The 24556-nt window shown below is 59.1% G+C and carries 25 protein-coding genes and 1 tRNA gene; 24 read left to right on the forward strand and 2 right to left on the reverse strand.

Features of this window, described 5'->3' with window-relative positions; all coding sequences use genetic code 11:
* Window positions 1-2 precede the first annotated feature (2 nt).
* Together GDV60_RS05905 and GDV60_RS05910 are read left to right on the forward strand one after the other, a co-directional pair.
* Window positions 3-857 (forward strand): FecR family protein, encoded by an 855-nt coding sequence (locus tag GDV60_RS05905; protein WP_169870569.1) that lies wholly within the window; start codon window positions 3-5, stop codon window positions 855-857.
* A gap of 118 nt (window positions 858-975) precedes the next feature.
* Complete coding sequence (locus GDV60_RS05910) at window positions 976-3399, forward strand: TonB-dependent receptor (RefSeq protein WP_158682865.1); 2424 nt, start codon at window positions 976-978, stop codon at window positions 3397-3399.
* 367 nt (window positions 3400-3766) lie between these two features.
* Here GDV60_RS05910 and GDV60_RS05920 read toward each other — a convergent pair.
* A tRNA-Leu gene (locus GDV60_RS05920) sits at window positions 3767-3851 on the reverse strand.
* 108 nt (window positions 3852-3959) lie between these two features.
* Between GDV60_RS05920 and queA the strand changes: the two genes are divergently transcribed.
* From queA to GDV60_RS05950, 6 genes are all read left to right on the forward strand, one after another.
* Window positions 3960-5009, forward strand: a complete 1050-nt coding sequence (gene queA / locus GDV60_RS05925; protein WP_159906587.1) for a tRNA preQ1(34) S-adenosylmethionine ribosyltransferase-isomerase QueA — start codon at window positions 3960-3962, stop codon at window positions 5007-5009.
* A gap of 5 nt (window positions 5010-5014) precedes the next feature.
* The gene (gene tgt, locus GDV60_RS05930; RefSeq protein ID WP_032858353.1) at window positions 5015-6130 is read left to right on the forward strand and encodes a tRNA guanosine(34) transglycosylase Tgt; all 1116 of its coding nucleotides are present in this window, start codon (window positions 5015-5017) and stop codon (window positions 6128-6130) included.
* Window positions 6131-6173: 43 nt separating this feature from the next.
* Window positions 6174-6512, forward strand: a complete 339-nt coding sequence (gene yajC, locus GDV60_RS05935; protein WP_003175975.1) for a preprotein translocase subunit YajC — start codon at window positions 6174-6176, stop codon at window positions 6510-6512.
* 62 nt (window positions 6513-6574) lie between these two features.
* Window positions 6575-8443, forward strand: a complete 1869-nt coding sequence (secD, locus tag GDV60_RS05940; RefSeq protein WP_029298580.1) for a protein translocase subunit SecD — start codon at window positions 6575-6577, stop codon at window positions 8441-8443.
* A gap of 9 nt (window positions 8444-8452) precedes the next feature.
* Window positions 8453-9367, forward strand: coding sequence for a protein translocase subunit SecF (gene secF / locus GDV60_RS05945; RefSeq protein ID WP_159906589.1), 915 nt, complete (start codon window positions 8453-8455; stop codon window positions 9365-9367).
* Window positions 9368-9490: 123 nt separating this feature from the next.
* Window positions 9491-10033 carry a glycine zipper 2TM domain-containing protein gene (locus GDV60_RS05950; protein ID WP_029298576.1) on the forward strand — a complete coding sequence of 181 codons (543 nt, stop codon included), beginning with the start codon at window positions 9491-9493 and terminating at the stop codon, window positions 10031-10033.
* 204 nt (window positions 10034-10237) lie between these two features.
* Here the strand turns inward: GDV60_RS05950 and suhB are convergent, their stop codons facing one another.
* Window positions 10238-11053: an inositol-phosphate phosphatase gene (gene suhB / locus GDV60_RS05955; protein ID WP_003175971.1), complete on the reverse strand. Its 816-nt coding sequence runs from the start codon at window positions 11051-11053 to the stop codon at window positions 10238-10240.
* A gap of 145 nt (window positions 11054-11198) precedes the next feature.
* On the opposite strand from suhB, the gene trmJ reads away from it, so the two are divergent.
* The 16 genes from trmJ (at window position 11199) to hisS (ending at window position 24530) form a co-directional block, all read left to right on the forward strand.
* Window positions 11199-11969, forward strand: coding sequence for a tRNA (cytosine(32)/uridine(32)-2'-O)-methyltransferase TrmJ (gene trmJ / locus GDV60_RS05960; protein ID WP_133715844.1), 771 nt, complete (start codon window positions 11199-11201; stop codon window positions 11967-11969).
* A gap of 2 nt (window positions 11970-11971) precedes the next feature.
* Window positions 11972-12754, forward strand: a complete 783-nt coding sequence (gene cysE, locus GDV60_RS05965; RefSeq protein ID WP_029298570.1) for a serine O-acetyltransferase — start codon at window positions 11972-11974, stop codon at window positions 12752-12754.
* Between the two features lie 304 nt (window positions 12755-13058).
* A complete protein-coding gene (gene iscR / locus GDV60_RS05970; protein WP_003210305.1) occupies window positions 13059-13550 on the forward strand; it encodes a Fe-S cluster assembly transcriptional regulator IscR in 492 nt (163 codons plus the stop codon).
* A 50-nt stretch (window positions 13551-13600) separates the two neighbouring features.
* Window positions 13601-14815, forward strand: coding sequence for an IscS subfamily cysteine desulfurase (locus GDV60_RS05975; protein WP_070994737.1), 1215 nt, complete (start codon window positions 13601-13603; stop codon window positions 14813-14815).
* A gap of 99 nt (window positions 14816-14914) precedes the next feature.
* The gene (gene iscU / locus GDV60_RS05980) at window positions 14915-15301 is read left to right on the forward strand and encodes a Fe-S cluster assembly scaffold IscU (RefSeq protein WP_003443374.1); all 387 of its coding nucleotides are present in this window, start codon (window positions 14915-14917) and stop codon (window positions 15299-15301) included.
* A 28-nt stretch (window positions 15302-15329) separates the two neighbouring features.
* Entirely contained in the window at window positions 15330-15653 is a 324-nt protein-coding gene (gene iscA, locus GDV60_RS05985; RefSeq protein WP_010565230.1) for an iron-sulfur cluster assembly protein IscA, read from the forward strand.
* 8 nt (window positions 15654-15661) lie between these two features.
* Window positions 15662-16183, forward strand: coding sequence for a co-chaperone HscB (gene hscB, locus GDV60_RS05990; RefSeq protein WP_038446309.1), 522 nt, complete (start codon window positions 15662-15664; stop codon window positions 16181-16183).
* A 51-nt stretch (window positions 16184-16234) separates the two neighbouring features.
* Window positions 16235-18097: a Fe-S protein assembly chaperone HscA gene (hscA, locus tag GDV60_RS05995; protein WP_029298553.1), complete on the forward strand. Its 1863-nt coding sequence runs from the start codon at window positions 16235-16237 to the stop codon at window positions 18095-18097.
* Window positions 18098-18100: 3 nt separating this feature from the next.
* Window positions 18101-18442, forward strand: coding sequence for an ISC system 2Fe-2S type ferredoxin (gene fdx / locus GDV60_RS06000; protein WP_029298551.1), 342 nt, complete (start codon window positions 18101-18103; stop codon window positions 18440-18442).
* A gap of 14 nt (window positions 18443-18456) precedes the next feature.
* The gene (iscX, locus tag GDV60_RS06005) at window positions 18457-18657 is read left to right on the forward strand and encodes a Fe-S cluster assembly protein IscX (RefSeq protein WP_092233830.1); all 201 of its coding nucleotides are present in this window, start codon (window positions 18457-18459) and stop codon (window positions 18655-18657) included.
* 88 nt (window positions 18658-18745) lie between these two features.
* Complete coding sequence (gene ndk / locus GDV60_RS06010) at window positions 18746-19171, forward strand: nucleoside-diphosphate kinase (RefSeq protein ID WP_017846179.1); 426 nt, start codon at window positions 18746-18748, stop codon at window positions 19169-19171.
* A gap of 28 nt (window positions 19172-19199) precedes the next feature.
* Window positions 19200-20348, forward strand: a complete 1149-nt coding sequence (gene rlmN / locus GDV60_RS06015) for a 23S rRNA (adenine(2503)-C(2))-methyltransferase RlmN (protein WP_029298546.1) — start codon at window positions 19200-19202, stop codon at window positions 20346-20348.
* A 12-nt stretch (window positions 20349-20360) separates the two neighbouring features.
* The gene (pilW, locus tag GDV60_RS06020) at window positions 20361-21119 is read left to right on the forward strand and encodes a type IV pilus biogenesis/stability protein PilW (protein ID WP_029298544.1); all 759 of its coding nucleotides are present in this window, start codon (window positions 20361-20363) and stop codon (window positions 21117-21119) included.
* Entirely contained in the window at window positions 21119-22105 is a 987-nt protein-coding gene (locus GDV60_RS06025; RefSeq protein WP_159906591.1) for a RodZ family helix-turn-helix domain-containing protein, read from the forward strand. The genes pilW and GDV60_RS06025 overlap by 1 nt, the downstream gene beginning before the upstream one ends.
* A 2-nt stretch (window positions 22106-22107) precedes the next feature.
* Window positions 22108-23217, forward strand: coding sequence for a flavodoxin-dependent (E)-4-hydroxy-3-methylbut-2-enyl-diphosphate synthase (ispG, locus tag GDV60_RS06030; RefSeq protein ID WP_029298540.1), 1110 nt, complete (start codon window positions 22108-22110; stop codon window positions 23215-23217).
* Between the two features lie 23 nt (window positions 23218-23240).
* Window positions 23241-24530, forward strand: a complete 1290-nt coding sequence (gene hisS / locus GDV60_RS06035) for a histidine--tRNA ligase (protein ID WP_159906593.1) — start codon at window positions 23241-23243, stop codon at window positions 24528-24530.
* Window positions 24531-24556 lie beyond the last annotated feature (26 nt).

Consider the following 24556-nt stretch of genomic DNA (forward strand, 5'->3'; position numbering starts at 1 on the left):
CCATGAGTCACCCGGACGCATTCGACAAAAAACGTCGTCCTGACGCGGCCGATCCGTTGCAGCCATTTGCCGAGGCATTACGTGAACGCGCTCCGTCCAGGGAGGCCCTGCTGGCTGAAGGCAAGGCAATGACTGAGAGTCGCCGCAAACGCAGAAATGCGGCTCGTGCAGGCACGTTAGTGCTGGCCCTGGGCAGCGCTATCTGGTTGCTTGATCCCGCGTGGAAACACGAGGATATCCATGTTGCGATAGGCCAGCGGGAACAGCTTCAACTGGTTGACGGCAGTCGCGTCGAGTTGAATTCCGGCAGTCACTTGATCATTGAAAAGCGCCTCCGCAGCCGCCAATTGGAACTGATTCACGGCGAAGCACTGTTCAGTGTCGTGCATGCCGATACGCCTTTTATCGTGCGCAGCCAAGGCGTAAGAGTTCGTGATATAGGCACTGTATTTGACGTGCGCAGTGACGTGCGCGGCGTGGACGTGGGGGTCATTGAGGGCGCTGTTGAAGTCAGCAGCAATCGCACTGCAGTTGTGAGACTAAACGCCGGCCAGCAGCTGCGGGCGTCATCCGCGCAACTGGGCGAGGTGAGGCCGGTCGACGTCGCTGCCCTCACGGCCTGGCGTCAGGACAAGTTGCGCTTCGACGGCACGCCCTTGCGCGAGGTGATCGCGGACCTTCAGCATTACCGGCAAAAACCGTTACGGTTGGCCGATGCGCAGGTCGGCGAACTGCGCCTCTCCGGTGAGTTTGACAGTGGCTCGGTCGAGGCGCTGATCGGCCTGCTGCCGTCGATCTTGCCAGTGAGCATCGTACGTGCCGCGGACGGCACCGTTAGCTTCAGTAAAATTCGCTGATTAACAATCACTCATTAATTAAATGAGAATTATATTCAGGTCAGACCTCAACATCTGACGTCGTCCATACGCCAACCCTATGAAGAACGCTTTCATCGACTGTTCGAATGGGGAAAACATGGGTAAGAACACGTCATCGCTTCGCCTGAGCCTGCTCGCGAGCGGCCTGCTATTGGCAAGCACCGTCCACGCAAAAAGCGCTGTCTATTCGCTGGATATCCCGGCCCAGGCGTTGGATAAAACACTGAATGCTTTGGCGGCACAGACCGGTAGTCGAATCCTGTTCGCAACCGATGTTGCCGAAGGACGCCAGGCAGTGGCGCTGCACGCGCAGCTCAGCGTCGAACAGGCGTTGGAGCGTATCGTCGGCAACACTGGCTTGGTGGCGCAGAAAACCGCCGATGGGAGTTATCTGATTGCCGCTCCCAATAAGAGCGACGCCCTGGAGTTGGGCGCTACCACCATTCAGGCTGCCGGGTTGGGCATAAATACTGAAGACTCTCCCTCCTACACGACGGGCGCTGTGAGTATCGGCAAAAGCGAGCGTCCCCTCAAGGATATTCCACAGAGCATTTCGGTACTCACGGCCCAGCGAATCAAGGACCAGAATATCCAGACGCTGGATGACGTCTACAACAACCTGCCCGGGGTGATCACATACGGCTACATGGTGGGCGATAACCAGCCTTATGCGCGCGGCTTTCAGATCGATAACTACCAGATCAACGGCATACCGCTGCCAAACGGCAACAGCATTACCTCGCAGAACTGGGCTGACCTGGTCCCTTATGAGCGGGTTGAATTGCTCAAGGGCTCAGCTGGCTTGTTTCAGGGGGCAGGTTCGCCCGGTGGCGCCATCAACCTGGTACGCAAGCGGGCCTCATCAGACTTCCACATCAGCACCACCACGTCCGCAGGGCGCTGGGACAACTATCGCCAGCAAATCGACGTTCAAGGTCCGCTTAACGAAGACAAAAGCGTTCGGGGTCGCTTGGTAACCTCCTACGGCGACCGTGGCTATTTTTATGACAACGCCAAGACCGAGCGGTCTTCTACTTATGGCGTCCTGGAGTTCGACCTGTCGCCACAAACCCTGATAAGCGCCGGTTTTTCCTATCAGAACGTGAACAATCGTGGGGTTATGGACTTCGGTCTTCCGGCCTACAAGACCGGCGCGAATATCGACTGGAAACGCTCGACCAACTTGAGTTCGCCATCGGACTACAACGATGTGGAAACTACTCAGGTGTTCCTCGAAGCCAAGCACCAGATCAACGATGATTGGCGGATGAGCCTGACCACCAACTACACCAAGCTGAATCTGGACACTATCTACAGCAACACCGGCGGCCTGATTGATCCGCTGACCCATGGCGGTGGCTACAACTGGGCGGAAAGCCGTTCGGAAAACAACTATCAGTACAACACCGACGCTTATCTCAATGGCCACTTCGAACTGCTCGAACGGCGTCACGAAGTCATCCTCGGTGCCAACGTCACTCACGCCAAGCGCGATTCCGGGCGTTATGAGACACAGGAGTACGAGGAAACGAAAAGCATCCCGAGCATCATCGATTTCATCCCCCCTCGATACGATCGCCTGGCCCGCTACCGTACCGTCAAGTCGACGCTCGACCAGCAAGGTGTCTACGGGTCTTTGCGGATGAACGTGCTTGAGCCGCTGGATGTGATTGTCGGTGCCCGCGTCAGTTGGTGGGACTACAGCCAAGACCAGATTGCCGAGCCGAGCGGGGTATCCAAACTCTCGGGGCAGAAAACCAATGCCAAGGTCGTGCCCTTTTATGGACTGGTGTATGCGCTGACACAGAACTGGTCGGCTTATGGCAGCTACTCCGAGATATTCTCCCCGCAAACCGACTTCATGACCTACGCTGGCGACACTTTGTCTCCACGTTCTGGAGAAACCTACGAATTGGGGCTTAAAGGCGAGCTTTACGGCGGAGCACTGAACACCTCGTTCGCGATCTACCAGACAAACTTCAATGGCCGGGCGCAGATCGACAAATCCTATGCATCTCCGTGCAACAGCCCATTCACCACGCTTTGTCACATCGCTGGAGGGAAAGTCCGTTCAGAGGGGTTTGAAGCCGAGGTCAACGGCAGGGTCATGACGGGCTTGCAACTCAGTGCCAGCTATACCTACACACGTAGTCGTTATCTGGAAAACCCGGACGATGTCAGCCTCGAAGGTCGCAGCTTCCTGACTCAGATGCCCGCCCATGCGGCGCGTGTGTGGGCCAACTACACGCTACCTGACGAATTCGCCAAGTGGCAGGTGGGAGCCGGAGCACGTATTCAGAGTGGTACCTACATGCTGGGCAGTGGTATGAAACACGAAGGTTCAGGTTATGCCCTCTACAACGCGCGCATAGCGTACGACATCACCAAAAGCGTGAGCCTTTCGATGAACGTAGAAAACATTTTTGACCGCGTCTATTACGCTCAGACCGGGCCGGTAGAGTCGCAAAACTACTATGGTGCCCCGCGAAACATGACCTTTACGCTGCGCACCAATTTCTGAAGTACCGTCTCAAGACCATCAATCTTGAACCCGTGAAGCTGTTATTTCACGGGCTCGCTGTCTCTTGCTCGAAATACCAATCGAGCAGCACCGGCCACTGCTTCGATTTCGAACAACATGCCATCCAGCGCCAGGCGCGGCACAGGTGCCAAGGTAAAGGCCAGTGTCGGCGAGCGTCGTATTCGCGAGAGGGCGGTGCTTGACATCTGCGCGCTTCATCCTTGTGTCCCAAGGTTCGGTATTTTTCTCACGATACAAGCAGGGATACAGGGATCCAGAGGTAGATACCCAGGCACAAAAAAACCGGCTCAAGTGGCCGGTTTCTCTGTTGCTGAAAGCCTGGTAGAGACTTTCAGGTATTGCTATATGGTGCCCCGAGGGAGACTCGAACTCCCACTCCTTTCGAAAACGGATTTTGAATCCGCCGCGTCTACCAATTCCGCCATCAGGGCTCAATGGCGGCGAAGTATAGAGAGGTGATTACCGTTGGTCAATCACGTTTCATGGTCTATTTTCACTATTTCCGCTAGACTTCCCGGCCCTGCTAGACGAACCCCATCATGCGCGTTGCTGACTTTACTTTTGAACTCCCGGATTCGCTGATTGCTCGCCACCCTTTGGCCGAGCGTCGCGCCAGTCGACTGTTGACCCTGGACGGGGTCAGCGGTGCCCTTGCACACCGTCAATTCACTGATTTGCTTGAGCATTTGCGCCCAGGCGACTTGATGGTCTTCAACAATACCCGGGTGATTCCGGCGCGGCTGTTTGGCCAGAAAGCTTCCGGCGGCAAGCTGGAAATTCTGGTGGAGCGGGTGCTGGACAGCCATCGTGTGCTGGCCCATGTGCGCTCCAGCAAGTCGCCCAAACCAGGGTCGAGCATCCTGATTGAAGGCGGTGGCGAAGCCCAGATGGTGGCGCGCCATGACGCGTTGTTCGAACTCAAGTTTGCCGAGGAAGTATTGCCGCTGCTGGAGCGTGTCGGCCATATGCCGTTGCCTCCTTATATAGACCGCCCCGACGAAGATTCGGACCGCGAGCGCTATCAGACGGTGTACTCCCAGCGCCTGGGCGCGGTCGCTGCGCCGACTGCCGGGTTGCATTTCGACCAGCCGCTGCTGGATGCGATTGCCGCCAAGGGCGTCGAGACTGCCTATGTGACCCTGCACGTGGGGGCCGGGACGTTTCAGCCGGTGCGTGTGGATAACATCGAAGATCACCATATGCACAGCGAATGGCTGGAAGTCAGCCAGGACGTCGTGGACGCGGTCAACGCGTGCAAGGCGCGCGGTGGGCGAGTGGTCGCAGTGGGCACCACCAGCGTGCGTTCCCTGGAGAGTGCGGCGCGCGATGGCGTGCTCAAGCCGTTCAGTGGTGACACCGATATCTTTATCTACCCAGGCCGGCCATTCCATGTGGTCGATTGCCTGGTCACCAACTTCCATTTGCCCGAATCCACGCTATTGATGCTGGTCTCGGCATTTGCCGGTTACCCCGAGACCATGGCCGCCTACCAGGCCGCCATCGATAACGGGTACCGTTTTTTCAGCTACGGTGATGCGATGTTTATCACCCGTAATCCGGCGCCGCGCGGCCCAGAGGAACAACTATGAGTCGTATGTCGTTTGAATTGTTGGCCACCGACGGCAAGGCCCGTCGCGGTCGCCTGACCTTCCCCCGTGGCACCGTGGAGACCCCGGCGTTCATGCCGGTCGGCACCTACGGCACCGTCAAGGGCATGCTGCCGCGTGACATCGTTGCCACCGGCGCCGAGATCATCCTCGGCAACACCTTCCACCTGTGGCTGCGCCCGGGCACGGAAGTGATCAAGAAGCATGGCGACCTGCACGATTTCATGAAGTGGCAAGGCCCGATCCTCACCGACTCCGGTGGCTTCCAGGTGTTCAGCCTGGGCGCCATGCGCAAGATCAAGGAGGAGGGCGTGACCTTCGCCTCGCCGGTGGACGGTTCCAAGGTGTTCATGGGCCCGGAAGAGTCGATGCAGGTCCAGCGCGACCTGGGCTCCGACATCGTGATGATTTTTGACGAGTGCACGCCGTACCCGGCCGATGAAGACGTGGCGCGCATCTCCATGGAGCTGTCGTTGCGTTGGGCCCAGCGTTCGAAGAATGCCCACGGCGACAACACTGCTGCGCTGTTCGGCATCGTCCAGGGCGGCATGCACGAAAGCCTGCGCAAGCGCTCGCTTGAAGGCCTGGACAAAATCGGTTTCGATGGCCTGGCCATTGGTGGCCTGTCGGTGGGCGAGCCCAAGCACGAGATGATCAAGGTGCTGGACTACCTTCCAGGCCTGATGCCTTCTGACAAACCTCGTTACCTTATGGGCGTTGGCAAACCAGAAGATCTCGTAGAGGGTGTGCGCCGCGGTGTGGACATGTTCGATTGCGTGATGCCAACCCGTAATGCCCGCAATGGGCATCTGTTCATTGATACAGGCGTGCTGAAGATCCGTAACGCGTTCCATCGCCATGATGATTCGCCGCTGGATCCCACCTGTGATTGCTACACCTGCCAGAACTTCTCCCGTGCTTATCTGCACCATCTGGACAAATGCGGGGAAATGCTGGGTAGCATGTTGAATACCATCCACAATTTGCGTCACTACCAAGTCCTGATGGCTGGTTTGCGCGAGGCTATTCAACAGGGTACATTGGCCGCCTTTGTCGATGCCTTCTATGCCAAGCGCGGGCTTCCCGTGCCGCCCTTGGACTGAGTTTCCCGACCCTAAGATTCACTATTTGCAACTGGAGTGCTAAATGAGCTTTTTTATCTCTAACGCTATGGCTGACGCCGCTGCACCGGCCGCTGCCGGTCCTATGGGCGGTGGTTTCGAGTGGATTTTCCTGGTCGGCTTCCTGGTCATCTTCTACCTGATGATCTGGCGTCCACAGGCCAAGCGCGCCAAAGAGCAGAAAAACCTGCTGGGCAGCTTGCAAAAAGGTGACGAAGTGGTGACCACCGGCGGTATCGCTGGCAAGATCACCAAGGTTTCCGACGCTTTCGTAGTCCTGGAAGTCTCCGACACCGTTGAAATGAAGTTCCAGAAAGGCGCCATCGCCGCCACGCTGCCTAAAGGCACGCTCAAAGCGATCTGAGTAACAACTTTTACCAATCGACGGGGCGCGCAAGGCGCCCCGCGTCATAAGCGGGCGGCGTGATGCTGAACAAATACCCTCTGTGGAAATACGTACTGATCCTGGCGGTGCTGGCGATCGGTTTTATTTATTCCGCTCCCAATCTCTATCCTGATGACCCTGCGATCCAGATCACTGGCGCCAGCACTTCGCTGCAGGTCAATCAGGCTGATCTGGACCGCGCGAGCAAAGCGCTCACTGACGCGGGAATCCAGGTCAAGGCGGCAACATTGGCAGCTGATGCGAAGGGCGGCTTGTTGCGCCTGACCAAGCAGGAAGACCAATTGCCGGCCAAGGATGTCGTGCGCAAGGTGATGGGTGATGACTACGTAGTCGCGCTTAACCTGGCACAGACCACGCCAAAATGGCTGCGGAGCATCGGCGCACACCCGATGAAACTGGGCCTGGACTTGTCCGGTGGTGTGCACTTCCTGTTGGAAGTGGACATGGACAAAGCCCTCGACGCACGCATGAAAGTCTACGAAGGCGATGTGAAGAGCCTGCTGCGCAAAGAGCGCCTGCGTTATCGCAGCCTGCCGCAACTCAACGGTGCCATCCAGCTGGGCTTTGCTGACGAGGCTATCCGTGAACAGGCGCGCGCCCTGATTCGCAAGAGCTTCAACGATTTCGACATTGTGCCCGCCGACCTCAATGGTCAGCCGGTGCTGCGTCTGGCGATGACCCCGGCCAAGCTGGCGGAAATCCGTGAATACTCCATCAAGCAGAACTTGACCACGGTCCGTAACCGCGTCAACGAGCTGGGTGTGGCCGAGCCTCTGGTTCAGCGCCAGGGTGCCAACCGCATCGTGGTCGAACTGCCGGGTGTGCAGGATACTGCTGAAGCCAAGCGGATCCTGGGCAAGACTGCCAACCTTGAATTCCGCCTGGCCGCCGAGCCGGGTGCTTCCAAGGCCACCTCCGAGACTTTCGAGTTCCGTGAAGGCAACCGTCCTCCAGCGCAGATCGAGCGTAGCCTGATCATCACGGGCGACCAGGTGACAGACGCCAAGGCCGGTTTCGGTGAGCATGGCACGCCTGAAGTGAACATCCGCCTGGATGGTCATGGTGGCGAACTGATGAGCCGCGCAACCCGCAGCAACGTCGGTCGCAGCATGGCGGTGATCTTCATTGAGCAGCGTCCGGTAACCACTTACGTCAAGCAAATGGTCAATGGCGTCGAAAAAGACGTCGCGGTGCAGACCTTCAAGGAAGAGAAGAAGATCATCAGCCTGGCGACTATCCAGTCGCCGCTGGGTGCTCAGTTCCGCATCACTGGCCTGAACGGCCAAGGCGAATCGTCCGAGTTGGCCCTGCTGCTGCGTGCTGGCGGCCTGGCTGCGCCGATGTACTTCGCTGAAGAACGCACCATCGGTCCAAGCCTGGGTGCCGACAACATCACCAAGGGTGTCGATGCGTCGTTGTGGGGCATGTTGTTCGTGTCCCTGTTCATCATCGCCATCTATCGCTTCTTTGGCGTCATCGCCACCGTCGCGCTGGCGGGCAACATGGTCATGCTGCTGGCCTTGATGTCGCTGCTGGGGGCTACACTGACCCTGCCGGGTATCGCCGGTATCGTACTCACCATGGGTATGGCGGTGGACGCCAACGTGCTGATCTTCTCGCGGATTCGTGAAGAGATCGCGGCGGGCATGAGCGTGCAACGGGCAATCAACGAAGGTTTCGGCCGGGCATTCACGGCAATTCTCGACTCCAACCTGACCACTTTGCTGGTTGGCGGGATTCTCTTTGCCATGGGCACCGGTCCGGTCAAGGGCTTTGCGGTGACCATGTCCCTCGGTATCTTTACCTCGATGTTCACGGCCATCATGGTGACCCGCGCAATGGTCAACCTGATCTTTGGCGGGCGTGACTTCAAGAAGTTGTGGATTTAAGGGGCTGCCATGTTACGTACAATCAACTTCATGGGCGTTCGCAACGTTGCGTTCGGCGTCACTGTGCTCCTTACCGTCCTGGCGTTGTTCAGCTGGTTCCATAAGGGCCTGAACTACGGTCTGGACTTCACCGGCGGTACGCTCATCGAGCTGACCTACGAGAAGCCGGCCGACGTAACCAAGGTGCGCATCCAGCTGAACGAGGCCGGTTATCACGAGGCCATCGTGCAGAGCTTTGGCGCAACCACCGACCTGCTGGTGCGTATGCCTGGCGAAGATCCGCAACTGGGGCACCAGGTGGCGGAGGCCTTGCTCAAGGTCGGCGGCGACAACCCGGCGTCGGTCAAGCGCGTCGAGTTCGTCGGCCCCCAGGTGGGTGAAGAGCTGCGCGACCAGGGCGGCCTCGGCATGCTGATGGCGCTGGCCGGCATCATGATCTACCTGGCCTTCCGCTTTCAGTGGAAGTTCGGGGTTGGTGCCATTGTCTCGCTGATCCACGACGTGATCGTGACCGTGGGTATCCTGGCGTACTTCCAGATCACCTTCGACCTGACAGTATTGGCGGCGGTGCTGGCGATCATTGGTTACTCCCTCAACGACACCATCGTGGTATTCGACCGGGTTCGCGAGAACTTCCGGGTACTGCGCAAGGCGACGTTGATCGAGAACATCAACATCTCCACCACCCAGACCCTGTTGCGCACCATGGCGACGTCGATCTCCACCTTGCTGGCGATTGCCGCATTGATGATCTTCGGTGGCGACAACCTGTGGGGCTTCTCCCTGGCGCTGTTTATCGGCGTACTGGCGGGCACCTACTCGTCGATCTACATCGCCAACGTGGTGCTGATCTGGCTGAACCTCAACAGCGAAGACCTGATTCCTCCTGTTGCGACAGACAAGGAGGTCGACGACCGCCCTTGATGGGTGTTTGTTGATCTGCTGTTACAAAGAAGGCGTGAGTATTGAACTCGCGCCTTTTTTTTTGCTCCAAGGCTGGGTATAGCGCGGACGTTTCAGTCCGCTTGTGATGGTCAGGAGGTTCACGTGAACAAGTCGTTACTGGTTGGTGCGGTATTGGGTGCTGTCGGTGTGACTGCCGGGGGTGCTGTTGCCACCTACAGCCTGGTAAAAAGCGGCCCTGAGTATGCGCAAGTGCTGGCGGTGCAGCCGGTCAAGACCCAGATCAAAACCCCTCGTGAAGTCTGCAAGGACGTCACCGTGACCCGGCAACGTCCGGTGCAGGATCAGCATCAAATCGCCGGTACCGTGGTTGGCGCCCTGGCCGGCGGCCTGCTAGGTAACCAGATTGGCGGCGGTACTGGCAAGAAGATCGCCACCGTAGCCGGCGCAGTGGGCGGCGGTTATGCCGGTAACAAGGTTCAGGAAGGCATGCAGAACCGTGATACCTACACCACCACCCAGACGCGCTGTAACACCGTCAACGACATTAGTGACAAGGTTGTCGGGTATGACGTGCGTTACAACCTGGATGGCAAGGAAGGATCGGTGCGTATGGAGCGTGATCCTGGTAGCCAGATCCCTGTGGATAAAGAGGGTCGCCTGATCCTCGGCCAGAATCAGCAGTAATACCAAGTCTGGCGAAGTTCAAAATGTGGGAGCGGGCTTGCTCGCGAAAGCGGTGGGTCTGTACCGATAAGCTAGCTGGCAGAGCGCTATCGCAGGCAAGCCAGCTCCCACATTGTGCAGTGCCCAAATCGGTAGGAGCTGGTTCCGGCCAAATCCCAGGCATAAAAAAAGCACCCCTCGAGGTGCTTTTTTGTGCTCGCTCGCTTAACGCTTCAGCGAAGCCGGCAGGTGCGGCTGGATCGCCGTCAGTACTGCCTTGAAGCATTTGGTGTTGCCTGCAACCACGTGACCCTTCTCCAGGAAGTCGTGGCCGCCGGTGAAGTCGCTCACCAGGCCGCCGGCTTCTTGAATCAGCAGGGCGCCTGCAGCCATGTCCCACTCGGACAGGCCCGACTCCCAGAACGCATCAAAACGACCAGCGGCCACATAGGCCAGGTCCAGGCTGGCTGCACCGGCGCGGCGGATGCCGGCGGTCTGGCCAACCAGGGCGCGGAACATGCCCAGGTAGTTTTCCAGGTTGTCCATCTGGTCATCACGGAACGGGAAGCCGGTGCCCAGCAGGGCGCCGTCCAGGCTGGTGCGACCGCTGACGCGCAGGCGGCGACCGTTCAGCTGGGCGCCACGGCCACGGCTGGCGGTGAATTCTTCCTGGCGAACCGGGTCAAGTACGACGGCGTGTTCCAGGCGGCCACGGTATTTGCAGGCAATGCTCACGGCAAAGTGCGGGATGCCGCGCAGGAAGTTGGTGGTGCCATCCAGTGGATCGATGATCCACAGGTAGTCTTCGCCTTCGCCGCTGCCTTTGTGCAGGCCGGTTTCTTCGCCGAGGATGCCGTGGGTAGGGTAGGCCTTGCGCAGGGCGTCGATGATTTTCTGTTCGGCGGCGCGATCCACCTCGGATACATAATCCTTGGCGTCTTTTTCGTCGACCTTGATGGTATCCAGGCGCTCGATGGAGCGGAAGATCAATTCACTGGCGCTGCGGGCGGCGCGCAGCGCGATATTCAGCATGGGCTGCATGGATGTGTCACCTAAGGTTGTTAAAGAAAGCCGAGCATTCTAGCAGAAACTTTCTTCAGGTGAAGGACGACGTTCGCTTTCATGGCATAACCTTAGGCTGTTCTGTAAGATTTGCTCCCCTTTCCCGTGTCCGAGAGCGCCTCCCTTGCTGCAAAACATTCGTGTCGTCCTCGTCAATACCAGTCACCCCGGCAATATCGGCGGGGTGGCGCGGGCTATGAAGAACATGGGGCTGACGCGCCTGGTGCTGGTGGAGCCGCGTGTGTTCCCACACCATGAGGCCGACGCTCGCGCCTCCGGCGCCAATGACATCCTGGAAAAAGCCCAGGTCGTCGCCAGCCTGGAAGATGCTCTGGTCGGTTGTAATCTGGTGCTCGGCACCAGCGCCCGCGACCGCCGCATTCCCTGGCCGCTGCTCGATCCTCGCGAATGCGGGGCCAAAGTGGTCGAAGAGGCGGCCGGCGGCGCCGAAATCGCCTTGGTATTTGGTCGTGAAGACTCCGGCCTGACCAATGACGAGCTGCAGCGATGTCATTTTCACGTGCACATCCCATCGGACCCTGAATTCAGTTCTCTGAACCTCGGGGCTGCTGTGCAAGTGTTGAGTTATGAAGTGCGCATGACCTGGTTGGCGGCACAAGGCCAGCCGAGCAAGATGGAGAAGGATGAGGTTGCATCCACCAAAAGTGGCGAGTTGGCCACCATGGATGAGCTGGAGCGGTTCTATGAGCACCTGGAGCAAACCCTGGTGGCCATCGAGTTCCTCGATCCGGAAAAACCACGGCACTTGATGGCGCGCCTGCGCAGGCTTTACGGACGCAGCTCGGTCAGCCGGGCAGAAATGAATATATTGCGTGGCATCCTCACGGAAACCCAGAAAGCGGCCCGTGGCGAGCTTCTTAAGCGGAAGGATTAAAAATGTTCGAGCGTTTGCGAGAAGATATCCAGAGTGTTTTCCACCGTGACCCGGCGGCGCGCAACGCCTTTGAAGTGCTGACCTGCTATCCCGGGATGCATGCGATCTGGATTCACCGTCTGTCCGGTGCCTTGTGGGGTATGGGCTGGAAGTGGCTGGCGCGGCTGGTGTCGAACTTCGGTCGCTGGCTGACCGGGATCGAGATTCATCCGGGGGCCAAGGTGGGTCGTCGCTTCTTTATCGACCATGGCATGGGCATCGTTATTGGTGAAACCGCCGAGATTGGTGACGATGTGACCCTGTACCAGGGCGTGACTCTGGGCGGCACCACCTGGAACAAGGGCAAGCGTCACCCGACCCTTGAAAATGGCGTGGTGGTCGGGGCGGGGGCCAAGGTCCTGGGGCCGTTTACCGTCGGTGCCGGGGCCAAGGTTGGCTCCAATGCCGTAGTCACCAAGGCGGTGCCGCCAGGCGCCACCGTGGTAGGGATTCCCGGGCGGATCATCGTCAAGCCGGAAGTCGGCGATGAGCAGGAGGCCAAGCGCAAGGCCATGGCCGAGAAAATCGGCTTCGATGCCTACGGCGTCAGCGAAGACATGCCGGACCCGGTGGCGCGCGCCATTGGCCAGTTGCTCGACCATCTGCAGGCGGTAGACGGCAAGTTGGACGGCATGTGCGGCGCGCTGAAGGATCTGGGCAGTCCCTACTGTGCGAAGGATCTGCCTGAGTTGCGCGAAGAAGACTTCGCCGAAATAAAGGACGAAGCCGCCACCAAGGCCGGCTGAGTCCTCGCGATCATCGCAAGCCCCCCCCCTGTGGGAGCGGGCTTGCCCGCGAAGGCGGTGTCTCAGTCGCCTAAACGAATGGCTGACCCACCGCCTGCGCGAACAAGCCAGCTCCCACAATTGATCTGCCGCGTGCCTGGCAATGCAGGTTGTCCGCTGCCGCTGTTCGATCCCACCCCGTCCTGCTACAATTCGCGCGCCCTTTTTACGGGTATTCCTGACTAAAGTACTAGGTCTTATAGTTGACTTAAATACTCGGGAATCGCATACTTGCTCCCATTCTGAAGCACCTTGGTACTTGTCCATGAGACTGACTACAAAAGGCCGTTACGCGGTGACCGCCATGCTTGACCTGGCCCTGCACGCGCAAAACGGGCCGGTGTCCCTGGCCGATATCTCCGAGCGCCAAGGCATTTCCCTGTCTTACCTTGAGCAACTGTTCGCCAAGTTGCGCCGCAGTAACCTGGTTTCCAGTGTGCGCGGCCCGGGCGGCGGTTATCAGTTGTCCCGCGACATGCAGGGCATCCAGGTTGCCCAGGTGATCGACGCGGTGAATGAATCCGTCGATGCCACCAAGTGCCAGGGCCTGGGTGATTGCCATGCCGGCGACACCTGCCTGACGCACCACTTGTGGTGTGACCTGAGCCTGCAGATCCATGAGTTTTTGAGTGGTATCAGCTTGGCTGATCTTGTGACTCGCCGTGAGGTGCAGGAAGTAGCCCAGCGTCAGGACCAGCGCCGATGCAACACCAAGGCGCCGCGCCTGGACAAGATTGAAGCGTCCGCCGTCGAGTGACAGCCGCAGAGCTAACGGCACGCCAGCCAGCCTGATTTAGGAGAAAGTCCATGAAATTGCCGATTTACCTTGATTACTCAGCGACCACCCCGGTTGATCCGCGTGTCGCGCAAAAGATGAGCGAGTGCCTGCTGGTTGACGGAAACTTCGGCAACCCGGCCTCTCGCTCCCACGTTTTTGGCTGGAAGGCCGAGGAAGCGGTGGAGAACGCTCGTCGCCAGGTCGCAGACCTGGTCAATGCCGACCCGCGTGAAATCGTCTGGACTTCCGGTGCCACCGAGTCCGACAACCTGGCAATCAAGGGCGCCGCGCATTTCTATGCGACCAAGGGCAAGCACCTGATCACCACCAAGATCGAGCACAAGGCCGTCCTCGACACCATGCGCCAACTGGAGCGTGAAGGTTTCGAGGTTACCTACCTTGAGCCGACCACTGACGGTATCGTCACCCCGGCCATGATCGAAGCCGCGATGCGTGAAGACACCATTCTGGTTTCCGTGATCCACGTAAACAACGAAATCGGCACCATCAACGACATCGCCGCCATTGGCGAGCTGACCCGCTCCAAGGGCGTGTTGCTGCATGTCGATGCTGCCCAGTCCACCGGCAAGGTCGACATCGACCTGTCCAAGCTGAAAGTCGACCTGATGTCGTTCTCGGCCCACAAGACCTACGGCCCCAAAGGCATTGGCGCGCTGTACGTGAGCCGCAAGCCACGTGTGCGCATCGAAGCCACCATGCACGGCGGCGGTCACGAGCGCGGCATGCGTTCGGGCACCCTGGCGACCCACCAGATCGTTGGCATGGGCGAAGCCTTCCGCGTAGCCAAGGAAGACATGGCTGCCGAGAACGTGCGCATCAAGGCCCTCAGCGATCGCTTCTACAAGCAGGTCGAGAACCTTGAAGAGCTGTACATCAACGGCAGCATGACCGCCCGCGTACCGCACAACCTGAATTTGAGCTTCAACTACGTTGAAGGCGAGTCGCTGATCATGGCGCTCAAGGACCTGGCGGTTTCGTCTGGTTCGGCCTGCACCTCGGCCTCCCTTGAGCCGTCCTATGTCCTGCGCGCCCTGGGCCGCAACGACGAGTTGGCGCACAGTTCCATCCGCTTTACGTTCGGCCGTTTCACCACCGAAGAAGAAGTTGACTACGCGGCGCAGAAAGTCTGCGAAGCGGTCACTAAGCTGCGCACCCTGTCGCCGCTGTGGGACATGTTCAAAGACGGTGTCGATATTTCCAAGATCGAGTGGGCGGCACACTAAATATAGAAGCCGCCACCCAAGCTCTGTAGGAACGTGGCGGAAAACGCAGGCGTTTCTACAGGGTTCCAGAGCGGCCCTGATGAGTGAGGATTGAGTACCATGGCTTACAGCGAAAAGGTCATCGACCACTACGAAAACCCGCGCAACGTCGGCAAGATGGACGCGGAAGATCCTGATGTCGGCACCGGCATGGTCGGCGCTCCGGCGTGCGGCGACGTCATGCGCCTGCAGATCAAGGTCAACGAGCAGGGCATCATCGAAGATGCCAAGTTCAAGACCTACGGCTGCGGTTCGGCCATCGCCTCCAGCTCCCTGGCGACCGAGTGGATGAAAGGCAAGACTCTGGATGAAGCAGAGACCATCAAGAACACTCAGCTGGCCGAAGAACTGGCCCTGCCGCCAGTGAAAATTCACTGCTCGGTACTCGCCGAAGACGCCATCAAGGCGGCCGTTCGCGACTACAAGCAGAAGAAAGGCTTGATCTAAGCATTTGGCGACGAGTAAGGAGTCAACGATGGCTATCAGCATGACAGAAGCGGCTGCGCGGCACGTGCGACGCTCCCTGGATGGGCGCGGTAAAGGTGAGGGGATTCGTCTGGGTGTGCGCACCACGGGCTGTTCCGGCCTTGCCTATGTGCTGGAGTTCGTCGACGAGGTGGTTGCGGAAGACCAGGTGTTCGAAAGTCACGGCGAGAAAGTGATCATCGACCCTAAAAGCCTGACCTACCTGGACGGCACCGAGCTCGATTTCGTCAAGGAAGGGTTGAACGAAGGCTTCAAGTTCAACAACCCCAACGTGCGCGGTGAATGTGGCTGCGGCGAAAGCTTCAACATCTGAGGCTATTTGTGGGTACTCCTTGTCATTTCGCTTTATTCGAGCTGCAGCCGAGTTTTCGCCTGGACCTCGAACAGCTTGCCACGCGCTACCGTGAATTGGCGCGTGGGGTGCATCCGGACCGCTTTGCCGACGCTTCCGAGCGTGAGCAACGCCTGGCGCTGGAGCAGTCAGCCAGCCTCAACGAAGCCTATCAGACGCTCAAAAGCCCTCCCAAGCGCGCGCGTTACCTGCTCGCCATGGGCGGTCGCGAGTTGCCGCTGGAAGTTACGGTCCATGACCCTGATTTCCTGATGCAGCAGATGCAATGGCGCGAGGAGCTCGAAGACTTGCAGGACGAGGCCGATCTGGCTGGCGTCGCGGTCTTCAAGCGCCGTCTGAAAGTGGCCCAGGATGAGCTCAACGAAAGCTTCGCAGCTTGTTGGGATGATGCAGCGCAGCGTGAACAGGCCGAACGCCTGATGCGGCGCATGCAGTTCCTCGACAAGCTCACTTACGAAGTGCGCCAGTTAGAAGAGCGCCTCGACGATTAACCCAGTGCTGCACAGATTGCACGCCTGATAGACAGATAAGACCTGATTACCATGGCTCTACTGCAGATCGCCGAACCCGGCCAAAGTCCTCAACCGCACCAGCGTCGCCTGGCGGTTGGCATCGACTTGGGTACTACCAATTCACTGGTCGCCGCACTGCGCAGCGGTCTCTCCGAGCCGCTGCCCGATGCTGATGGTCAGGTGATCCTGCCGTCCGCCGTGCGCTATCACGCTGACCGCACCGAAGTGGGCGAGTCGGCCAGGCTCGCGGCCTCTACCGATCCGTTGAACACGGTGTTGTCGGTCAAGCGCTTGATGGGTCGTGGGTTGTCCGACGTCAAGCAATTGGGCGATCAACTGCCGTACCGCTTTGTCGGCGGTGAATCCCATATGCCGTTTATCGACACCATCCAAGGCCCGAAAAGCCCGGTGGAAGTGTCGGCCGATATCCTCAAGGTCCTGCGCCAGCGCGCCGAAACCACCTTGGGCGGCGAGCTGGTAGGGGCGGTGATCACCGTTCCGGCATATTTCGATGATGCCCAGCGCCAAGCCACCAAGGATGCGGCGAAACTGGCCGGCCTCAACGTCTTGCGCCTGCTCAACGAGCCAACCGCTGCTGCCGTGGCCTATGGCCTGGACCAGCATGCCGAAGGCCTGGTCGCGATTTACGACCTGGGTGGCGGTACTTTTGATATTTCCATCCTGCGCCTGACTGGCGGTGTTTTCGAAGTCCTGGCTACCGGTGGCGACAGTGCCCTGGGGGGTGACGACTTCGACCACGCCATCGCCGGTTGGATCATCACCAGCGCCGGCTTGTCCGCCGACCTCGATCCGGGCGCCCAGCGCAATCTGCTGCAAACGGCCTGCGCGGCCAAAGAAGCCCTGACTGACGCTGCATCTGTTGAGGTTTCCTACGGCTCATGGTCGGCTCAACTGACCCGTGAAGCCTTCGATGCGCTGATCGAGCCGATGGTTGCCCGTAGTCTGAAAGCCTGCCGTCGCGCCGTGCGTGACTCCGGTATCGAGCTGGAAGAAGTTGGCGCAGTGGTCATGGTTGGCGGTTCGACCCGTGTGCCACGGGTTCGCGAAGCCGTGGCCGAAGCCTTTGGTCGTCAGCCGCTGACCGAAATCGATCCGGATCAAGTGGTGGCCATTGGTGCTGCGATCCAGGCCGATACCTTGGCTGGCAACAAGCGAGAGGGTGGCGAACTGCTTCTGCTCGACGTAATTCCGTTGTCCCTGGGCCTGGAAACCATGGGTGGCTTGATGGAGAAGGTGATTCCACGCAACACCACCATTCCTGTCGCCCGCGCCCAGGACTTCACCACGTATAAAGATGGCCAGACGGCCATGATGATTCATGTGCTGCAAGGCGAGCGTGAGCTGATCAGCGACTGCCGCTCCCTGGCACGCTTTGAATTGCGCGGCATCCCGGCGATGGTCGCGGGTGCAGCGAAGATTCGCGTGACCTTCCAGGTCGACGCCGATGGCCTGCTCAGTGTGGCCGCGCGTGAGTTGGGCTCGGGCGTTGAAGCCAGTATCCAGGTCAAGCCGTCCTACGGCCTGACCGACGGCGAAATCGCCAAGATGCTCAAGGATTCGTTCCAGTATGCCGGTGATGACAAGGTCGCCCGTGTACTGCGTGAACAGCAAGTCGATGCCCAGCGCCTTCTCGAGGCTGTGCAGGGCGCCCTTGAGGCCGACGGCGAGCGCCTTCTGGATGCTGAAGAACGCCTGGTCATCGACCTGCAGATGCAGGAACTGGCCGAATTGATGAAAGGCACCGATGGTTATGCCATCGAACAACAGACCAAGCGCCTTTCACAAGTAACCGATGCCTTTGCCGCCCGTCGTATGAACCAGACGGTGAAAGCCGCCCTGGCGGGACGCAACCTGAATGAAATTGAGGAATAACTGATGCCGCAGGTCATTTTTCTGCCACACGCCGAGCATTGCCCGGACGGTATGGTCGTGGAGGCTGAGACCGGCAAGTCCCTTCTCGAAGTCGCCCATGACAACCACATCGAGATTGAGAGTGCCTGTGGTGGCGTCAATGCCTGCACCACCTGTCACTGCATTATCCGCGAAGGTTTCAATAGCCTCGAAGAGGCCGATGAGCTGGAAGAGGACTATCTTGATAGGGCATGGGGCCTGGAACCGACTTCGCGCCTGAGCTGTCAGGCAAAGGTGGGGACTGAAGACCTCACCGTCGAAATTCCGAAGTATTCCCTCAACCATGCGGCCGAAGCGCCGCACTGACTGGTAGTGCTGTCATGAATTATGGCTGGAATGATGTACAGCGCATTGCTGAAGAGTTGGCTGAAACCAAGCCGGATATTGATCCGCTGAAGGTCAACTTTGTCGACCTGCAGCGCTGGATCATGGAGCTTCCTGATTTCGACAACACCTCCGGTCGCTGCGGCGAGAAGGTGTTGGAAGCAGTTCAGGCGCTCTGGATAGAAGAAATAGACTGATCATCCCCGCAGGTTAGGCAATACCCAAGAACCCGCGTATAATTCGCGGGTTTAATTTTTCGCAAATTACCGTTTCTGGAGTTACACCATGGCTGTTCAACGTACTTTCTCCATCATCAAGCCTGACGCTGTTGCAAAAAACGTCATCGGCGAGATCACCACTCGTTTCGAAAAAGCCGGCCTGAAGGTTGTAGCTTCGAAACTCAAGCAACTGTCCAAGGCTGAAGCTGAAGGCTTCTACGCTGAGCACAGCGCTCGTGGTTTCTTCGGCGACCTGGTTGCCTTCATGATCTCCGGTCCTGTTGTTGTACAGGTTCTGGAAGGCGAAAACGCTATCGCTCTGAACCGTGAGCTGATGGGCGCTACCAACCCTAAAGAAGCTGCTGCCGGCACCATCCGTGCTGACTTCGCTGACTCCATCGACGCCAACGCTGTACACGGTTCGGACTCCGAAGCCGCTGCTGCTCGCGAAATTTCGTACTTCTTCGCAGCTACTGAAGTAACCACTCGCTAAGCATTGGCTTAAGAGTGAAGGTGAATCCATGACTACATCGACTGTAAAAACCAACCTGCTGGGGCTGACTCAACAGGAAATGGAAAAATTCTTCGACTCAATCGGGGAGAAGCGTTTCCGTGCCGGTCAGGTAATGAAGTGGATTCACCACTTTGGCGTCGACGATTTCGACGCCATGACGAACGTCAGCAAGGCCCTGCGCGACAAGCTCAAGGCTATTGCCGAGGTCCGTGGTCCCGAGGTTGTCAGCGAGGACATCTCCAGCGACGGCACCCGTAAGTGGGTGGTGCGCGTGGCGTCCGGCAGTTGCGTCGAGACCGTCTACATTCCCCAGGGCAAGCGCGGCACTTTGTGCGTTTCGTCCCAGGCAGGCTGTGCCCTGGACTGCAGTTTCTGCTCCACCGGCAAGCAAGGCTTCAATAGCAACCTCACCGCCGCCGAAGTCATCGGCCAGGTGTGGATTGCCAACAAATCCTTTGGCAGCGTCCCGGCAACCGTCGACCGTGCCATCACCAACGTGGTGATGATGGGCATGGGTGAGCCGCTGCTGAACTTCGACAACGTGATTGCGGCCATGCATTTGATGATGGACGACCTGGGCTACGGCATCTCCAAGCGCCGTGTGACCCTGTCGACCTCCGGCGTGGTCCCGATGATCGATGAGCTGGCCAAGCACATCGACGTCTCCCTGGCGTTGTCGCTGCACGCACCCAATGACGCATTGCGTAACCAATTGGTGCCGATCAACAAGAAGTATCCGCTTAAGATGCTGCTCGAGTCTTGCCAGCGTTATATGGCGACCTTGGGTGAGAAGCGCGTGCTGACCATTGAGTACACCATGCTCAAGGACATCAACGACAAGGTCGAACACGCGGTCGAGATGATCGAGTTGCTCAAGAACACCCCGTGCAAGATCAACCTGATCCCGTTCAACCCGTTTCCCCATTCTGGCTACGAGCGGCCGAGCAACAACGCCATCCGCCGTTTCCAGGATCAACTGCACCAGGCAGGCTACAACGTGACTGTGCGCACCACCCGTGGTGAAGACATCGACGCCGCCTGTGGCCAATTGGTCGGACAGGTGCTGGACCGCACCCGTCGCAGCGAGCGTTATATCGCCGTGCGTGAACTGAACGCCGCCGACGATTTGCCGCAAATTGCTGTGAATCGAATCTGAGAGAGGATCTCTATGCCCTTGCGCCTTGCGCTGCTTTTGCTTGTTGCCAGCCTCTCGGTTGGCTGTGTTTCATCGGGCTCTGACAGCCCGTTGCAAACCGGCAAGGGCCGTGACGAAGCGCGTGCTGCCTATGTGCAGTTGGGGCTGGGTTACCTGCGCCAGGGGTTGAGCGAGCAGGCCAAGGTGCCGCTGCAAAAGGCCCTGGCCCTCGACAACCAGGATGCCGACGCCAATGCGGCGCTGGCCCTGGTATTCCAGGCCCAGGCCGAGCCCGAGTTGGCCGACCAGTATTACCAGAAGGCTCTGGCGGTTCGCCCCCATGATCCGCGCCTGCTCAATAACTACGGCAGCTTCCTGTTCCAGCAGGAACGTTATGAACAAGCATCCGGTTATTTCCAGCAGGCAGCCACTGATACCCTATATCCTGAACGTTCGCGGGTTTTCGAGAACCTTGGGGTGACGTCTGTGCGCCTTGGCCAGCGGGAAAACGCCCGCCAGCAGCTGGAAAAAGCCCTGCACCTGAACCAACGCCAGCCACGGGCCTTGCTTGAAATGGCCCAGTTGTCGTTTGAAGACAGGCATTATGTGCCGGCACGTGACTATTACGAGCGTTTTAGCCTGCTCAGTGGGCAAAATGCACGTAGTCTATTGCTCGGTGTGCGCCTGGCCACGGTTCATGAAGAACGCGACAAGGCCGCACGTTTTGGCCAGCAACTAGAACGACTCTATCCCGGTACGCCGGAATATCAGCAATACCTGTCGGAGCAATGATGAAAGCCGCGCACCCGGAAGTTGTAGCCGCTAATCGCGTTAACCCAGGCGAGACCTTGCGTCAGGCCCGCGAAAGCAATGGTTGGTCACTGGAAGAAGTGGCCCTCAAGCTCAATTTGACCACCACTTCCCTGGGCAACCTGGAAAACGGCGCGTTCGACAAACTGCCCGGGCATACCTTCGCCCGCGGTTATATCCGTGCCTACGCCAAGCTGTTGGGCACCGACCAGGCCATCCTGGTCCAGCAATTCGACCAGTTCACCGGTACCGACTCCCAGGGCAGCAACGTGCACGGTCTCGGTCGTATTGAAGAGCCGGTGCGCGTTTCCCACACTATTTTGCGAATTGTCAGCCTGTTGCTGCTGATTGCAGTGATCGGTGGTGGCTTTATCTGGTGGCAGGATCAGACCTCGCTGCGCAGCAAGGACCTGGTCAGCAACGCCCTGGAGCATGTCGAAGTCGAAAGCGCCGACGGCACCACCCAGATCCACCCCCTGGACGAGCCGGAAGACCAGGCTGTGGCCCAGGGCGAGGCCGCAGCTGGAACCAACCTTGACCTGCAAGCGGCTCAACCGCCCGTCGATGCCGGCACTGAATCGGCTCCGGCCGCCGTTGCGCCGGCTCCATCCGTGCCGGCAACCCCGGCCCCGGCCACTGCGGCCCAGGCGCCCGCCGCTCCGGCCCCGACCCCGGTCGCGCCAACGGTAGCCGCCCCTGTCGCCCAGGCGCCTGCCAGTGTGGCCGGCGATGGCCGTCTCCAGATTACCTACGTCGCTGACTGCTGGACACAAGTCACCGATGGCAATGGCAAGGTCCTGTTCAGTGCTTTGAAGCGTAAGGGAGATACGCTTGATCAGGTCGGCAAGCCTCCTTTGACGCTGCGTCTGGGCTTTGCCCGTGGTGCGCAAGTGGCCTACAACGGCCAGCCTGTGGACGTGGCGCCGTTCACCAGTGGCGAGACCGCTCGCCTGAAGTTGGGACAATAGTCATGCACGGCGAATCTCCAATCAAACGTCGCGTATCGCGCAAGATCTGGGTTGGCTCCGTGCCGGTGGGTGGCGATGCCCCCATCGCCGTACAGAGCATGACCAACAGCGACACCAATGATGTGGCGGCCACCGTGGCCCAGATCAACCGCCTGGAGGCTGCGGGCGTCGATATCGTGCGGGTTTCCGTGCCGGATATGGACGCCGCCGAAGCTTTCGGCCGCATCAAGCAACTGGTCAAGGTGCCGTTGGTCGCCGATATTCACTTCGACTACAAGATCGCTCTGCGCGTAGCCGAACTGGGCGTCGACTGTCTGCGGATCAACCCGGGCAACATCGGCCGCGAAGACCGAGTGCGTGCCGTGGTCGACGCTGCCCGCGATCGCGGGATCCCGATCCGTATCGGCGTCAACGCCGGTTCCCTGGAAAAAGACCTGCAAAAGAAATATGGCGAGCCTACTCCGGCAGCGCTGGTCGAGTCCGCACTGCGCCATGTCGAGCACCTTGAACGCCTGAATTTCCAGGACTTCAAGGTCAGCGTAAAGGCTTCCGACGTGTTCATGGCCGTAGAAGCCTACCGCCTGTTGGCCAAGGAAATCGTGCAGCCGTTGCACCTGGGCATCACTGAAGCCGGCGGTTTGCGTTCAGGCACAGTGAAATCTGCAGTAGGTCTCGGTATGCTGCTGGCCGACGGGATTGGCGATACCATTCGCATCTCCCTGGCGGCGGACCCGGTAGAGGAAGTGAAAGTCGGCTACGACATTCTCAAATCCCTGCATCTACGCTCCCGTGGCATCAATTTTATTGCCTGCCCGAGCTGCTCGCGGCAGAACTTCGACGTGGTGAAAACCATGAACGAGTTGGAAGTACGCCTGGAAGACCTGCTGGTGCCGCTGGATGTCGCGGTCATCGGTTGTGTGGTCAACGGGCCAGGTGAGGCCAAAGAGGCACATGTGGGCCTGACCGGCGGTACCCCGAACCTGATTTACATCGACGGCAAGCCGTCGCAGAAATTGACGAATGACAATCTGGTGGATCAGCTCGAAAAGCTGATCCGCGACAAAGCGGCCGAGAAGGTCGCCGCAGACGCAGCGCTGATCGCTCGCGGCTGATTGAACGAATTTAAGGATTTGATGTGAGCAAGTCTCTGCAAGCCATCCGTGGCATGAACGACATCCTGCCCGAACAGACGCCCCTGTGGCGCTATTTCGAGAGCACGGTCGCGCGCCTGCTGGATAACTACGGTTACAAGCAGATCCGCATGCCAATCGTCGAGTTCACCGAGCTGTTCAAACGCTCCATCGGTGAAGTGACCGACATCGTCGAAAAAGAGATGTACACCTTCGAAGACCGCAACGGCGACTCCCTGACCCTGCGTCCGGAAGGTACCGCTGCGTGCGTGCGCGCCGTGCTCGAACATGGCATCACCGGTGGTGGGCAGACTCAGAAGCTGTGGTACATCGGCCCGATGTTCCGGCACGAACGCCCGCAAAAAGGCCGTTATCGCCAGTTTCACCAGATCGGTTGCGAAGTCTTCAACCTCGATGGCCCGGATATCGATGCCGAGCTGATCGTGCTGACCTGGCGTCTGTGGGGCCAGTTGAGCATTCGCGACGCGGTCAAGCTCGAACTCAACAGCCTGGGCACCAGCGAATCCCGTGGCCGCTACCGCGAAGCCCTGGTCGAGTACCTGTCGGCCCACCTGGACAAGCTCGATGAAGACAGCCAGCGTCGCCTGAAGACCAACCCGTTGCGCGTCCTCGATACCAAGAACGCCGACACCCAGGCCGTGCTGGTCGACGCGCCGAAAATGGCCGACTACCTGGACGATGAATCCCGCACGCATTTCGAGGGCCTCAAGGCTCGCCTGGATGCGGCCGGTATTCCCTACGTGATCAACCCCAAGTTGGTGCGCGGCCTCGATTACTACAGCAAGACCGTGTTCGAGTGGGTCACCGACAAGCTCGGCGCCCAGGGCACCGTGTGTGCCGGTGGTCGCTACGACGGCCTGGTCGAGCAGATGGGCGGCAAGCCGACCACGGGCGTGGGCTTTGCCATGGGCATCGAGCGGCTGATCCTGCTGCTGGAAACCCTGGAGCAGATCCCCGAAGAAATTTCCCGTCAGGTGGACGTGTACCTGTGCGCCTTTGGCGAGGCGGCCGAACTGGCTGGCCTGGCCTTGAGCGAACAGTTGCGCGACCAACTGCCGAGCCTGCGCCTGCAGGTCAATGCCGGCGCTGGCAGCTTCAAGAGCCAATTCAAGAAAGCCGACAAGAGTGGCGCGTTGTACGCGCTGATCCTGGGCGACGATGAACTGGCCCAGCAAGTAGTAAGTGTCAAACCCCTGCGTGGCCAGGGCGAACAACAAAGCATTGCCTTTGATGCGCTTGCCGCGCACTTGGCCACCTGCATCGTGCAGGGTTGAAGCTGTCAAACAGCCGAATTTAGCGA

Source organism: Pseudomonas sp. DTU12.1, from assembly GCF_009873475.1.
GTDB lineage: Bacteria > Pseudomonadota > Gammaproteobacteria > Pseudomonadales > Pseudomonadaceae > Aquipseudomonas > Aquipseudomonas proteolytica.